Here is a 13,772-nt window from a genome sequence, read left to right as displayed (position 1 = left end):
TGGCGCTGCAATGCACAGCGCCACAGGACTGAGCCGGCAACGCATGCCACTTCAATGGCGTACCTGGCCCTCGCCACGCACCACGAAGCGCTCGACGGTGAGCGCTTCCAGGCCCATCGGGCCATAGGAATGCAGGCGCGTGGTGGAGATGCCGATCTCCGCACCCAGGCCGAGCTCGCCGCCGTCGGAGAAGCGCGAGGACGCATTGACCATCACCACGGCCGAGCGCAGTGACTGCACGAACTGCTCGGCATTGGCGGCGTCCCGCGTGGCGATCACCTCGGTGTGGTCCGAGCCGTACTGGCGGATATGCGCCAGCGCGGTGTCCAGATCCGGCACCACGCGGATGGCCAGGATCAGGTCGAGAAATTCGGCGGCGTAATCCTCGTCGCTGGCTGCGCCAATATCCGGCAACAGTGCACGCGTTGCCGCATCGCCACGCAGCTCCACGTTACGGTCGCGCAGGGCCTGCGCGGCCGCCGGCAGGAAACGCGCGGCGATGTCGGCATGCACCAGCAAGGTCTCCAGCGCATTGCAGGCCGATGGCCGGCTGGCCTTGCCATCGACCAACAGACGCACGGCCAGATCCACGTCCGCCGACGCATCCACGAACAGATGGCACACGCCCTTGTAATGCTTGATCACCGGCACGCGCGCATGCTCGGCGACGAAGCGGATCAGTCCTTCGCCACCACGCGGAATCGCCAGATCGACGATATCGCTGAGCTGCAGCAGCTCCAGCATGGTCTCGCGGCGTAGATCCTCGACCAGCGTCAGCGCCGCTTCCGGCACGCCGGCCTCGCGCAAGGCGCGCTGCAGGGCGCGCGCAATCGCGGTATTGGAGTGGATCGCTTCCGAGCCGCCCCGCAGGATCACGCCGTTGCCGGCCTTGATGCACAGCGCTGCCGCATCGGCAGTCACATTCGGGCGTGCTTCGTAGATCATCGCGATCACCCCCAGCGGCACGCGCACCTTCTGCACGACGATGCCATTGGGGCGAACATCCTCGCGCGTGACCTGACCGACCGGATCGGGCAATTGCGCGACCTCGCGCAAGGCCGCGGCGATGCCGGCCAGGCGCCTGTCGTCCAGTGCCAGCCGGTCGAGCATGGCCGTGCCGGTGCCCTTGGCGCGGGCGGCTTCAAGATCGCGCGCGTTGGCGGTAAGGATCGATGCGGCATCGGCTTCCAGCGCGGCAGCCATCGCCTCCAACAAGGCCTGCTTGGCCTGCGCGGAAAGTTGCGACAGTACTTGCGCCGCATCACGGCATTGCAGGGCGAGGGATTTGATGGTCATTGTGGAATCGGGAGTGGGGAATCGGGAATGGTAAAAGCACGCGCCATCACTTTACTGCGACAGAATCGGCAGCAGGAAAGTTGGCTGGAAACGCTCTTGCGATTCCCGATTCCCGATTCCCCGCTACAAAAGCACCAGATCATCGCGATGCACCACGTTCTCGCCGTAGCTATACCCGAGCACGCTATCGATCTCGCGCGAGTGGCGGCGGGCGATGCGGCGGATATCCACGGCCGAATACTGGCTGACGCCGCGTGCCAGGCAGCGCTCGCCGGCGTCATCGCGCAGGCGGATCTCCACCATGTCGCCACGCCGGAAGTCGCCGTGCGCACCGGCCACCCCGCCCGGCAGCAGCGAGGCGCCCTTGTCGGTCAGCGCGGCGGCGGCACCGGCATCGATCAGGATCGCGCCCGCCTCCACCGGTGCGTGGCGCAGCCAGTACTTGCGGGCGGCAATGCGCGTACGCGCGGCATGGATCCGCGTGCCATGCAGGCGATCCTGCGCCAGGGCGCGCACCACATCGCCATTGCGGCCGTTGAACAGATAGGTTTCGATGCCGGCCGCGCCGGCCTTGGCAGCGGCCTCCAGCTTGGTGCGCATGCCGCCGGTGCCCACGCTGCTGCCGCTGCCGCCGGCCATCGCCAGCACCTCGGCAGTGAGCTCGGGCACCTCGTCGAGCGGCCGCGCCAACGGATTGCTGCGCGGGTCGGCGCTGTACAGCCCGTCGATATCGGTGGCGATGAACAAGGCATCGGCATCGACCAGGGCGGCGACGATCGCGGCCAGGTTGTCGTTGTCGCCCAGCTTGAGCTCATCCACCGACACGGTGTCGTTTTCGTTGATCACCGGCAACGCGCCCAGCCGCAACAACTCGCCCAGGGTGGCGCGTGCATTGAGATAGCGGCGGCGGTTACGCAGGTCGTCGTGGGTGAGCAACACCTGCGCCACCGGGCGCTCGAAGAAGCGCTGCCAGAGCGCGATCAACTGCGCCTGCCCGAGCGCAGCCAGCGCCTGGCGCGCGGCGATCGGTGCGCCGGCCTCGGCCGCCCTGGGCAGGATCGCCCGGCCGGCCGCCACCGCGCCCGACGACACGATCACCAGCTCGCGCCCGGCGGCCAGATTGGCCGAGACGAATTGCGCCAGGCCCAATGCGAACCGTGGCGACAAGCCACCGCCATCGGCGGCCAGCAGGCTGCTGCCGACCTTGAGTACCGCCCGTCGCCACGGCGGCAGCGCCTGCTCGGTAAACGACACAGCAGTGGCGATGGGCGTGCTCATGGCGACAATCTGCTCAGTGCGTGTTCCACTCATGGACGGTCAGCGTGGAGGCATCGCGCAGTACCAGCGGATCACGTGCCACGATCTGCTGCGCCTGCTGCAGGCTGTCCACGTTGACCAGCACGTAGGCGCCACCACTGCCATCGCTGAAGCCGCCGGTCAGCTCCAGCTGCCCGGCCGCCCGCAGCGCATCGAGAAATGCGCGATGCGGCTGCACCACATCGGCCGGGAAATCCGGCTTGCGCATCGCCAATACCAGATAGCGCGTCGCCATCAGCCGGCCTCCTTGTCGGGTGTTGCTTCGCTACGGCCGAACGGCGTGGAAATCACCAGAAAGCGCGCTTCCCTCTCGGACAGGTTGTGCATCTGGTGGGTGGAACCGGGCGGCACATGCAGGCCCTGCCCCGCGCGCAGCACATGCTGCTCGCCATCCAGCTGCAGCATCACCTCGCCGGCCAGCACATAGAAGAAATGCCGTGCGCGGCTGTGCCGATGGCGCAGTTCGGCAGCGCCCGGCGGCATGCGTTCTTCCAGCACGCTCAGGTTGGGGTCGCGCAGCAGGTGCCAGCCATCGCTGGCCTCGCCCCAGGGATAATGTTCTGCGCTGTCGGTACTGATCACGGCCATCAGACCAGCGCCTCCCAGCGGGCACGCAGCACGTCCAGCTGCAGGTCCGCGGCGGCGCCTGGCGAGACGCGCGCGGCCAGGCTGCCTTCCGGCGTGCGGCCCTGCCCGGCGGTGTCGGCCGATTCCGCCGCGGCCTTGTAGGCCTCGCGAAACGGCACACCGGCAACGGCCGCTTCCACCGCCACGTCGGTGGCGTACATGCCCGAATCGATCGCCGCACGCAGCTTGTCCGGGCGCCATTCCAGGTTGGCCAGCAGGGCCGGCAGTAGTTCCAGCGCCGCCATGCCGCGCCCGAAGCCGTGCACGATGGCGCCCTTGCTGCTCTGCAGGTCGCGGTGATAGCCCGACGGCAGCGACAGCAGCTGTTCGATCTCGGTGCGCGCGGCGGCCACGCTGGCATGGGTGGCGCGCATCAGCTCGATCACGTCTGGGTTGCGCTTGTTCGGCATGATCGAGCTGCCGGTGGTGTACTGCGCCGGCAGCGCGACGAAGGCGAACTCGCCGCTGGTGAACAACGACAGGTCCCAGGCAATCCGGCGCAGGTCCAGCGTTGCGCTGCCAAGCGCCTCAAGCGCGGCCAGTTCGTACTTGCCACGCGAGAGCTGCGCATAGATCGGCGAGACCTGCAGCCGTGCAAAGCCCAGCTCGGCGGTGGTATGCGCACGGTCCAGCGGCAGGTTGACACCATAGCCGGCCGCAGTACCGAGCGGATTGCTGTCCACCAGACGCAGGGTGTCGGTCGCACGCACCGCATTGTCGATAAAGGCCTCGGCCCAGCCTGCCCACCACATGCCGGCCGAAGACACCACCGCGCGCTGGATATGCGTATAGCCCGGCACCGGCAACGCGGCTTCTGCCTGCGCGCGATCCAGCGCCACCTTGGCGATCTCCGCGCCAAGCTCGGCCACGCGCTGCAGCTTGTCCTTCAACCACAGGCGGGTGGCGACCAGGATCTGGTCGTTACGGCTACGCCCGGTGTGGATCTTGCGGCCGGCATCGCCCAGCCGCTCGGTCAGGCGCGCCTCGATCGCCGAATGGCAGTCCTCGTAGCGCTCGTCCAGCACGAACGCGCCGCTGCGGAAATCGGCAGCCAGCAGATCCAGTTGCTCGCTCAGCCCGCCCAGCTCCTGCAGCGACAGGATGCCGATGTGCTGCAGCCCCTGCGCATGCGCCTTGCTGGCGGCGATGTCGTACAGGAAGAACTCGCGGTCCAGGATGACGTCGTCGCCGGCCAGGAAACTCTGGATCTTGGCGTCCACCGCCACGCCGGGTTTTTGCCACAACAGATTGGTCATCGGAAAGCGTCTCGAGTAAGTCGTCCAGTTGAATCACCGCACATGGAGGTGCGGGCTGCTGCGAGGGACTCGCATCTTCGAATCCCCGCACATGGATGTGCGGGCTCTTGCGAGGGACTCGCATCATCAGCCAATCGCAGTCAATTCGTCCCAGCCCAACGCCAGGTTGAGATTCTGCATCGCCTGTGTCGCCGCGCCCTTGAGCAGGTTGTCCAGCGTGGCCACCACCACCACCCGCTTGTTGCCCGGCGCCAGCGTCACGCCGCCGATCTGCACGCCATGCCTGCCGGCAATGCGGCTGACCCACGGCGCTTCATCGACGATCTCGATCAGCGGCTCGTCGGCGTAACGCTGCGTGTAGCGCGCCTGGATCTGCTCGCGTGTCAGCGGCTGCTGCAGCCACAGGTTGACGGTCATGGTGATACCACGGAAATGCGGCGCCACATGCGGCATGAACTCCACCGGCACCCCGAGCTGCGCAGAGACTTCGCGCTCATGCATGTGGTTGGTCAGCGCATACGGCATCAGGTTATCGGCCAGCAGCTCGGGGTTGTTCTTGTCCGACGGCGTGGTGCCCGCACCCGAATAGCCGGACACGCCGAAACACTGCGGCGGGCCGGCCAGTTGGTCGAGCAAGGGCGCGATCGTCAGCTGCATCGCGGTGGCATAGCAACCCGGGTTGCTGATGCGCTTCTGCCCGGCGTAGCTGCCGCGCGTCAGCTCGGGCAGCCCGTAATACCAGGCCGGATCGAAGCGGTAATCGGCCGACAGATCAATCAGCAGTGTCTGCGGCCTGGCCGCATCGATCGCCGCGACGAAGGGTTCGGCCTTGCCGTTGGGCAATGCCAGGATCACCACGTCGGCGGCCTTGGCGGCCACCGCGTCGGCATCCAGGCTCTCGTAGCGCAATTCGCCACGATACGCAGCGTTGTGGTCGGCCACCGGCTGCCCGGCCAGTTCGCGCGAGGACACGAACACCAGCTGCAGATGCGGGTGTGCCACCACCAGCTTGATCAATTCCGATCCGGTATGCCCGCGGGCACCGACGATGCCGATGGTCGTTGCTTGAACAGTCATGCGTTTGCTTCCAGGCGGAACTGCAGGTGGCGTTTGACCCCGGCCCATTCCGTATCGATGATGGAGAACACCACGGTATCGCGCGGTGTGCCGTCAGGGTGACGGGTGTGATTGCGCAGCACGCCGTCCTGCTTTGCACCGAGCCGCGCAATTGCCGCGCGCGAGGTGTGATTGAACCAGCTGGTCTCGAACACCACGCTCAGGCAGCCCAGCGTTTCGAAGGCGTGCTGCAGCAGCATCCGCTTGGTGTCGGTATTGACGCCGCTGCGCTGCACGCGCGGCGCGTACCAGGTGTAGCCGATCGACAGCTTGGGCACTGTCGCATCCAGCCCGTAATAACGCGTACAGCCGACAATCTCACCGGCCGCATCGCGTACCACGTAAGGCAGCACCCGCCCGTCGGCTTGCGCATCCAAGGCCGCGCCCACGTAGTCGTCCACCTGCGCCGGTGCCGGCACGCCGGTGTACCACAGCCGCGACAGGGCCCCATCGCCCAGCGCGCCGCGCAGACCATCGGCATGCGCAGCCTGCAAGGGTTCCAGTAGTGCGTGTTGCCCACGTAGCGTGGGCAGCTCGCGCCAAAGCGATGGCAATGCGACGGGCGCCATCGTACTCAGCCCAGCAGCGTCGGCTGGCGCGTCGCGCAATGCGCCACGCAGTGCTGGATCTGCTCGAAGCTCTCCAGCCCGTACCAGAACACCTTCCACTTCTCCTGCTTGATGCAGCCGTCGGACTCGGCGTAGTAGAAGATGTTGACCTGGTTGTTGTGCCGCGAGCGCCAGAACAGTTGCGGGGTTTCCTCGCGCATCACGTTCCACACCGCACGGCCCAGGCCTTCACCCTGCGCATCGTCGAGCACCGCGAACTTGTCCAGGTAGATCAACGCGCTTGCACCCAGCATGCCCTCATCGGTGAGGATCACCGCCGCGCGATAGTTCTCGCTGACGTAGGCACGCAGCAACCTGGTGTTGCTGAAGTACTCGGGCACCAGCGTGCGGCCGAAGCTGGATTCGATCAGGGTCTTGAGCCGCGGCAGGTCCAGTTCGTCCCAGGAGGTCGCGCGCAACACGCGCTCGCCGCGCCGCACCAGCGTGCCCGAGCCCTTGTGCGTGAACAGCTCCTTGGCCAGATCCGCCGGCCGGGTGATCGATACCGACGATTCCAGCGGCAGGCGATCGAGCAGGTCCTTGATCTGTTCGATCTTGACCCGCATCCCGCCGTTGATCCACGGCTGCTGCATCAGGTGATCGAACTCGGTGGACAGGTTGATCGAATCGATCACCTTGCCATCGGCATCCAGCAGACCGCCGGTGCCGGTGAGGAAGATGATCTTGTATGGCTGCAGCTCCTGCACCAGTTCGTTGGCAGCAAAATCCGCGTTGATGTTGAGGATCTGCCCGCTCGGCGTCTCGCCCAGGCTGGTGATGACCGGAATCGAGCCGGCCTGCAGGCTGGCTTCGATCGGCGCCAGGTTCACCGCCTTGACCTCGCCGACCAGGCCATAGGTGTCGCGATCCAGATACTGCGCTTCGAACACGCCGCCGGTGATCGAGGTCGCACGCGCGCCATTCTGCTGCAGCGCTTCGACCAGCTTGAGGTTGGAGGCCTGGAACACCTTGCGCACGATCGCCAGCGCTTCGGGCGAGGTCACCCGCAAGCCGTTGACGGTCTGTTTTTCGATGCCCGCTGCAGACAGCTCCGCATCCAGCTGCGGGCCAGCGCCATGCAGCACGATCGGGGTCAGGCCCACTTCCTGCAGGAACGACAGCGATGAGGTCAGCGCGTCCAGGTCGTCACGCAGCACCGCGCCGCCCACCTTGACCACCGCAAAGCGTTTGGCATCCAGCTGCGAGAAACGCTTGAGGTACTGGCTGATTTCCTTGGCGCTGGCCATGCTCGAAAGCAGGCGCACGATGGTCTGACGGGTCTGTTTGTGAGGCTGTGCGGAGAGGGACATTGCCGTGATCGAAGAGAGGAATGGCCGCGCCAGGCGCGGAACGCGGCTTCAGTTGCAGCCGTTGATGATGCGATGGACCGACTCGGCGTAACGCTGCAACTGCGCAAGCGTCACGAACTCGTCGGCGGTGTGGGCCTGGGCGATGTCGCCCGGTCCGTACACCAGTGCGGTGTAGCCACCGGCCGAGAACAGCGAGGCCTCGGTCCAGAAATCCACTGCATTGCCGATCGGCAGGTCCAGCGCATCGGCGACATCGCGTGCGGCCAGGCGGCGCTCTTCTGCACGCGCGATGTCACCCGACGGCAGGCTCGGCCCGCGAAAGGTTTCTTCGAACTGCGCTGCCGCAGGATCGGCGAAGCCGGCAAACGTGGCCAGCAAGCCATCCACATCCATCGACGGCAGCGGACGAAAGCCGAAACGCAGCTCGGCCGCCGGGGCGATCATGTTGGCCTTGATGCCACCCTCGACGCGGCCGATGTTGAAACGCAGGCCGGTCAGGCCGCCGAAGCGCGCATGCGCCAGCGACTCGACATGCTCCAGTGCCCTGCCGCCCCAGCGCATCGCCTGGTGCAGCGCACTGGCGGATGGATCCTGCTTGCCCGACGCATGCCCGGCACGCCCGGCAAAGCGCATCAGCACCGAGCTGATCCCGCGATGCGCCAGCACCGCCTCGCTCATGGTCGGCTCGGCGACCAGCACCGCCTCATACGGCACGCCGCGCGCCAGGAACGCGGCGATGCAGCGCGGGTCGTTGGCTTCCTCGTCGGAGGAAAACAGGAATGCCGCATCGCCCTGCCCGGCATTGGCCGCCGCCACCAGCGCCGCTGCCGCCCCCTTGATGTCGCAGACGCCCAGACCGATCACGCGATCGTCGGTACGCCGCATCACGTGCGGATCGGCACTCCAGTGCGGCGAATCCGGCACCGTATCCAGATGCACGTTGAACAGGTACTTGGGCGCACCGCGCACCGCATACAGGCTTACCGCACCGGCACCGTGGTCGATCACCTCGACCTGGAACCCGGGCAGCTGCGTGCGCAGATAATCGAAGATGCCGCCCTCGGCAGCGATCGCCCGCGGCGGGTTGCGGGTGTCGAAGGACACCAGCTTTTGCAGATGCGTCAGTGTGTTGTCGAGCAGTGTGGTCATTGATCGCGTCTTGATTGCGTCGGCCAGAGGGTGGTCGGTCTTTACTAACGCCCATCTGGCCCTTCCCCCGCCTGCGGGGGAAGGTGCCCGACAGGGCGGATGGGGGCATGCGGCAGGTCGCCCTCATCCGGCGCGATGCGCCAGCTTCTCCCGCACGCGGGAGAAGCAAGATGCCGGCTGCCTGCGGAGCGGTCGCCTCAGCGATTCACCTGGGCATACAGCGTCGAGCTCATCCCGAACAGCTTGATGAAGCCTTCCGCCTCTTCCACGCCCCAGTCGGCCGACTGCGCATAGGTCGCGCCCTTGGTGTTGAGCAGATGCGGCGAACGCACCGCCACCGCATCGACGCGGCCACCGCGGGTTTCCAGCGTGACCTCGCCGTTGACCTTGGACTGCGACGACTTCAAAAACGCCTCGATATCGGTCTTGAGCGGGTCGTGGTAGAAACCTTCGTACACCAGCTCCACCCACTTGCGCGCCACATCCGGCTTGAAGCGGTTCTGCTGCTTGGTCAGCACCGCATCTTCCAGCGCACGGTGCGCGGTCAGCAGCGAAATCAGGCCGGGCGCTTCGAACACGATGCGGCCCTTCAAACCGATCACGGTGTCGCCGGTATACACGCCGCGGCCCACGCCGTAGGGCGCAAACAGCTTGTTGAGCTGGGCCAGGATCTGCTCGCCGGGCAGCGTCTTGCCATTGAGCGCGACCGCCTCGCCTTCGACGAACGTCAGGGTGACGGTCAGCGCTTCGGCCGGCCACTCGCTGCGCGGCGCGCACCAGCCACGCGCACCTTCGCCCGGCGCTTCCCACCGGTCGATCTCGCCGCCGGACATGGTCAGCCCGAGCAGGTTCTCGTTGATGGTGTAGGCCTGCTGCTTGGCGCGCACACCGAAGCCGCGCTCTTCCAGATACTTCTGCTCGTAGGCGCGGGTCTGGGTGTGCTCCTTCTGGATCTCGCGGATCGGCGCCACGATCTGGTAGTCGCCCAGCGCCTTGACCGCCAGATCGAAGCGCACCTGGTCGTTGCCCATGCCGGTGCAGCCGTGGGCGATGCTGCGCGTGCCCAGTTCTTCGGCGCGCTTGAGCGCAGCATCGACGATCAGGTAACGGTCGGACACCAGCAACGGGTACTGGCCCTGGTAGCCCTCGCCGGCCCACACGAACGGCTTGACGAAGCCCTGCCAGATGGCCGGACCGCCATCGACGGTGACATGGCTGGCCGCGCCCAGCTCGGCGGCGCGCTTCTCGATGAAGTCGCGTTCCTCCGCATCCACGCCGCCGGTATCGGCAAACACGGTGTGCACTGCATAGCCCTGCGCCTGCAGATACGGAATGCAGAAGCTGGTGTCGAGGCCGCCGGAGAAGGCGAGAACGATATCCTTATTTGTGCCGGGATTGGAGAGTGGGGATTCGGGATTGGTGGAAGCGGTCTGCTGCGACATGGGGGTCTCTTTAGAAGTTAACTAGGTTGGGTCGGGAGCCGGGTTCGCCGTTGCGAATCCCAAATCCCCAATCACGAATCCCGGCTGCCCTGGCCCACCAGGGCAGCCATGATCGCCTTCTGCACATGCAGGCGGTTCTCGGCCTCGTCGATGGCGATGCAGTTGGGCGAATCCATCACCGCGTCGGTGGCCTTGACGTTGCGACGCAGCGGCAGGCAGTGCGAGAACACGCCGTTGTTGGTCAGCGCCATCTTGCGTTCGTCGACGATGAAGTGCTGGTACTGGTCGCGGATCGGCTTTTCCGGCTCCCAGTTACCGAAGAACGGCAGTGCGCCCCAGCTCTTGGCATACACCACGTCGGCGCCGGCATAGGCGCTGTCGATGTCGTGGCTGACCTGTAGCGAGCCGCCGCTTTCGGCCACGTTCTGCGCTGCCCAGTCCATGTAGCGCTCGTCCAGGATGTAGTCCGGCGTCGGGCACAGCAGGGTCACGTCCATGCCCATGCGGGTGGCGATGGTCAGCGCGGAATTGGCCACCGCGGTGTTCAACGGCTTGGGGTGATAGGTCCAGGTCAGCACGTACTTCTTGCCGCGCAGATCCTGGGTGCCGAAGTGTTCCTGCAAGGCCAGCGCGTGCGCCAGCTCCTGGCACGGGTGGGTGATCGTCTCCATGTTGATCACCGGCACCGGCGAGTACTTGGCGAAGCTCCTGAGCACCTGGTCCTCGCGGTCCTTTGACCAGTCGACGAACTTCGGGAACGCGCGCACGCCGATCAGGTCGACATAGCGGCCCAGCACGCGCGCCACTTCGGCGATGTGCTCCTCGGTGTCGCCGTCCATCACCGTGCCCAGATTGAACTCGATCGGCCAGGCATCCTTGCCCGGCTGCAGCACCACTGCATGCCCGCCCAGCTGGAACGCGCCCAGCTCGAAGCTGGTCCGCGTGCGCATGGACGGGTTGAAGAACACCAGCGCGATCGACTTGCCCTTCAGCTCGCTTCCCAGCTTGTTGCGTTTGAACAACGCGGCCTGGGTCAACAGCGCGTCCAGTTCGGCGCGGCTCCAGTCCTGGGTGTTCAAGAAGTGCTTCAGTGACATCGATCGATCCTTGTGCTGCGTGCTTCTGCTGCGTGGTCCGCCAGGAGCGACGGGGTGCGCGACATGCGCGTTTCTTGCGGTTGAAACTTTTGTGACGTCAAAACGAAAAAACCCAGCCTCAGGGCTGGGTTTTCAACAGCGGAACAGCCAAACGCTCCGGTTACCCAGCGAAAATGTGGGATTCCGGTCGGCGGGCACGCGAGGTCATGCCGGAGGCCATCCGGGCGGCGCTGGTGTCGTGCTGAAAGGCGTTTGCGTGCATAGGGCGCGAATCCTCGCATGCATGCGGGTACGGCGCAACCGCTGCGCGACTCAGCGCGGCGGCGCGACGATGGCGTCGGGGATGTAGGGGGTGACCGACACACGGATGCGCAGCCGGTTGCCCGGGTCTTCCGGCAGCCGCGAGCGGTACTTGGTGCCCTTGTAGACGTAGTCCACGTCGAAGGCGATCGGCCGCCGGAACTCGCGCGGCACCTCCACCACCCGGCAGTTGCGCCGCGTGCTGGTCGGTGGCACTGCCATCGGCACGGCGGCCGGCTCGGGGCGCCGCGAGAACATCTCCTTGACCGAATCCACCATCCGGTTGATGCGGCCTTCGTCCTCGGCCGGTACTACCGGCGCGACCGGCTCGGCCTCGCACTGCTCCTCGATGCGGGTGGCACGCAAGGTCTGGTAGACCGGCTCGACGTTGAGCACCTGCGCGTAATCCAGCTTCACGTTCTCGATCACCACCACCCTGTTCTTGGGATCGGTCTCTGCCGCATGCGCTGACGGTGCCTGCCAGGCGAACACACACAGCAGCAGGAAGAACGGGGAAGGTCGCATCAGTACCAGGGGGGCGGAGCGAAGCAATACGTAAGTGTATGGAGCTTGCGATCCCTTGGGCTGAACGCAGCCCATCCGGTCACCGACATCGCGGGAGGCAGACGGCTGGTTCGCCATCCCGCCGCGACCGGCTAGAATCGCCCGGTTATCCTTTTCCAGATGCCGATGAGCCTGCGCCTGCACAACAACCTGACGCGGCGGGTCGAGCCGTTCGCGCCGCTCGATCCGTCCAGCCCCACCCTGTATGTGTGCGGCCCCACCGTCTACAACTACGCGCATATCGGCAACGCCCGCGGCCCGGTCGTGTTCGATGTGCTGGCCGCACTGCTGCGGCGGCGCTTCGGGGCGCTGCGCTACGCGCGCAACATCACCGACGTGGACGACAAGATCAATGCCGCCGCGCAGGCGCAGGGCGTGCCGATCTCGACCATCACCGACCGCTTCGCGGCGATCTATCGCCAGGACATGGCCGCGCTCGGCGTGCTGCCGCCGGACATCGAACCGGAAGCCACCGCGCATATCCCGCAGATCGTGGCGATGATCGAGCAGCTGATCACCAATGGGCATGCCTATGCCGCCGAGGGCCATGTGCTGTTCGCGGTGGCCAGCTTCGCGCACTACGGCAAGCTCTCGCGCCGCGATCCGGACGAGATGCTGGCTGGCGCGCGCGTGGACGTGGCGCCGTACAAGCGCGACCCGGGCGACTTCGTGCTGTGGAAGCCGTCCAGCGACGAGCTGCCCGGCTGGGACTCGCCCTGGGGCCGCGGCCGCCCGGGCTGGCATATCGAATGCTCGGCGATGGCCGCCGCGCACCTGGGCCCGACCATCGACATCCATGCCGGCGGCGTGGACCTGCAGTTCCCGCATCACGAGAACGAGATTGCGCAGAGCGAATGCGCACATGGCGGCGCCACCTTCGCCCGCTTCTGGCTGCACAACGGCATGCTCAATTTCAGCGGCGCCAAGATGAGCAAGTCGCTGGGCAACATCGAGACCGTGCACGACCTGATCGCCAGGCACCCGCCCGAGGCGCTGCGCTACGCGCTGCTGAGCGCGCATTACCGGCAGCCGCTGGACTGGTCCGATGGTTTGATCGAACAGGCCAAGAACACGCTGGATCGGCTGTACGGCACCGTGCGCGACCTGGCGGCGGCCGAGCACGCCGCAGGGATCGCCCCCGCGTCGCCGGCCGCGATTCCCGACGAGGTGGAGGCCGCGCTCGACGACGACCTCAATACGCCGCTCGCGCTGTCGGTCATCGCCAGCATCGCCTCCGAAGCACGCGCGCTGCGCACCCAACTCGCGCATGGCGGCGACGCACCGGCAGGCGTTGCCGCGCTGTCCGGGCTGAAGTCCCGGCTGCTCGGCGCAGGCCTGGCACTGGGCTTGCTGCAGCAGGATCCGGCCGCCTGGTTCTCGCGCGGCACCGACGCCGGCGACGATGCGCGCATCACTGCGCTGGTCGAAGAACGCAATGCCGCGAAGAAGGCCAGGGATTTTGCCCGCGCCGATGCCATCCGCACGCAGCTGGCCGACGAAGGCATCGTGCTGGAAGACACCCCGCAAGGCGTACGTTGGAAGCGCGCATGACCCTCTTTCCTTCTCCCGTCGGGAGAAGGTGCCCCGCAGGGGCGGATGAGGCTGCGAGCGAAGCCACATGCACCTTCCTTGAGGTAAGAGCGACGCCACCCGCATCGAATTCCAGCGAGGCTTCCCCCCCTACCCTCAC

13 protein-coding genes are annotated in these 13,772 nt (G+C 66.4%); 1 reads left to right on the top strand and 12 read right to left on the bottom strand.

Annotated features, from left to right (window positions below; all coding sequences use genetic code 11):
- Positions 1-51: 51 nt before the first annotated feature.
- The 12 genes from EO174_RS01730 to EO174_RS01675 all read right to left on the bottom strand — a co-directional run bounded on the left by EO174_RS01730 (position 52) and on the right by EO174_RS01675 (position 12,022).
- Positions 52-1,296: a glutamate-5-semialdehyde dehydrogenase gene (locus EO174_RS01730; RefSeq protein WP_126941824.1), complete on the bottom strand. Its 1,245-nt coding sequence runs from the start codon at positions 1,294-1,296 to the stop codon at positions 52-54.
- A 123-nt stretch (positions 1,297-1,419) separates the two neighbouring features.
- Positions 1,420-2,574: a glutamate 5-kinase gene (gene proB / locus EO174_RS01725; protein ID WP_126941822.1), complete on the bottom strand. Its 1,155-nt coding sequence runs from the start codon at positions 2,572-2,574 to the stop codon at positions 1,420-1,422.
- Positions 2,575-2,587: 13 nt separating this feature from the next.
- Positions 2,588-2,848, bottom strand: a complete 261-nt coding sequence (locus EO174_RS01720) for a YciI family protein (protein ID WP_104586068.1) — start codon at positions 2,846-2,848, stop codon at positions 2,588-2,590.
- Complete coding sequence (locus EO174_RS01715; protein ID WP_164739245.1) at positions 2,848-3,201, bottom strand: cupin domain-containing protein; 354 nt, start codon at positions 3,199-3,201, stop codon at positions 2,848-2,850. The genes EO174_RS01720 and EO174_RS01715 overlap by 1 nt, the downstream gene beginning before the upstream one ends.
- The gene (locus EO174_RS01710; RefSeq protein WP_126941820.1) at positions 3,201-4,496 is read right to left on the bottom strand and encodes an argininosuccinate lyase; all 1,296 of its coding nucleotides are present in this window, start codon (positions 4,494-4,496) and stop codon (positions 3,201-3,203) included. Before EO174_RS01710 ends, EO174_RS01715 begins: the two co-directional genes overlap by 1 nt.
- Positions 4,497-4,622: 126 nt before the next feature.
- Positions 4,623-5,573 (bottom strand): N-acetyl-gamma-glutamyl-phosphate reductase, encoded by a 951-nt coding sequence (gene argC / locus EO174_RS01705; protein WP_126941818.1) that lies wholly within the window; start codon positions 5,571-5,573, stop codon positions 4,623-4,625.
- The gene (locus EO174_RS01700; RefSeq protein ID WP_126941816.1) at positions 5,570-6,181 is read right to left on the bottom strand and encodes a GNAT family N-acetyltransferase; all 612 of its coding nucleotides are present in this window, start codon (positions 6,179-6,181) and stop codon (positions 5,570-5,572) included. Before EO174_RS01700 ends, argC begins: the two co-directional genes overlap by 4 nt.
- 5 nt (positions 6,182-6,186) lie before the next feature.
- The gene (locus tag EO174_RS01695) at positions 6,187-7,530 is read right to left on the bottom strand and encodes an acetylglutamate kinase (RefSeq protein ID WP_119128682.1); all 1,344 of its coding nucleotides are present in this window, start codon (positions 7,528-7,530) and stop codon (positions 6,187-6,189) included.
- Between the two features lie 48 nt (positions 7,531-7,578).
- Positions 7,579-8,679 (bottom strand): acetylornithine deacetylase, encoded by a 1,101-nt coding sequence (locus EO174_RS01690; RefSeq protein WP_126941814.1) that lies wholly within the window; start codon positions 8,677-8,679, stop codon positions 7,579-7,581.
- Positions 8,680-8,876: 197 nt separating this feature from the next.
- Positions 8,877-10,121, bottom strand: coding sequence for an argininosuccinate synthase (locus EO174_RS01685; RefSeq protein WP_126941812.1), 1,245 nt, complete (start codon positions 10,119-10,121; stop codon positions 8,877-8,879).
- A 71-nt stretch (positions 10,122-10,192) separates the two neighbouring features.
- Positions 10,193-11,218, bottom strand: a complete 1,026-nt coding sequence (locus tag EO174_RS01680) for an N-acetylornithine carbamoyltransferase (RefSeq protein ID WP_104586076.1) — start codon at positions 11,216-11,218, stop codon at positions 10,193-10,195.
- A 312-nt stretch (positions 11,219-11,530) separates the two neighbouring features.
- Positions 11,531-12,022 (bottom strand): hypothetical protein, encoded by a 492-nt coding sequence (locus EO174_RS01675; protein ID WP_164739250.1) that lies wholly within the window; start codon positions 12,020-12,022, stop codon positions 11,531-11,533.
- 186 nt (positions 12,023-12,208) lie between these two features.
- On the opposite strand from EO174_RS01675, the gene cysS reads away from it, so the two are divergent.
- On the top strand, positions 12,209-13,633 hold the full coding sequence (gene cysS, locus EO174_RS01665) for a cysteine--tRNA ligase (RefSeq protein ID WP_164740045.1): 1,425 nt from the start codon (positions 12,209-12,211) through the stop codon (positions 13,631-13,633).
- Positions 13,634-13,772 lie beyond the last annotated feature (139 nt).

The organism is Xanthomonas sp. BRIP62418 (assembly GCF_003993495.1).
GTDB classification, from domain to species: domain Bacteria; phylum Pseudomonadota; class Gammaproteobacteria; order Xanthomonadales; family Xanthomonadaceae; genus Xanthomonas; species Xanthomonas euroxanthea.
Note: the sequence above shows the minus strand (reverse complement) of the source record. Positions and strands in the feature narration are given on the sequence as shown.